1 rRNA gene is annotated in these 504 nt (G+C 56.2%); it reads left to right on the top strand.

The features are described 5' to 3' along the window. Positions 1 to 504, top strand: a 23S ribosomal RNA gene (locus tag IE251_RS40510); the annotation flags it as partial.

Here is a 504-nt window from a genome sequence, read left to right as displayed (position 1 = left end):
AGTAGCACGCTCAAGACCCGAAGCGGAGTGATCTAGCCATGGGCAGGTTGAAGCGGAGGTAAGACTTCGTGGAGGACCGAACCCACCAGGGTTGAAAACCTGGGGGATGACCTGTGGTTAGGGGTGAAAGGCCAATCAAACTCCGTGATAGCTGGTTCTCCCCGAAATGCATTTAGGTGCAGCGTCGTGTGTTTCTTGCCGGAGGTAGAGCACTGGATAGGCGATGGGCCCTACCGGGTTACTGACCTTAGCCAAACTCCGAATGCCGGTAAGTGAGAGCGCGGCAGTGAGACTGTGGGGGATAAGCTCCATGGTCGAGAGGGAAACAGCCCAGAGCATCGACTAAGGCCCCTAAGCGTACGCTAAGTGGGAAAGGATGTGGAGTCGCAGAGACAACCAGGAGGTTGGCTTAGAAGCAGCCACCCTTGAAAGAGTGCGTAATAGCTCACTGGTCTAGTGATTCCGCGCCGACAATGTAGCGGGGCTCAAGCGTACCGCCGAAGT

It is taken from the genome of Streptomyces eurythermus, assembly GCF_014649115.1.
GTDB classification, from domain to species: Bacteria; Actinomycetota; Actinomycetes; order Streptomycetales; family Streptomycetaceae; genus Streptomyces; species Streptomyces eurythermus.
Note: the sequence above shows the minus strand (reverse complement) of the source record. Positions and strands in the feature narration are given on the sequence as shown.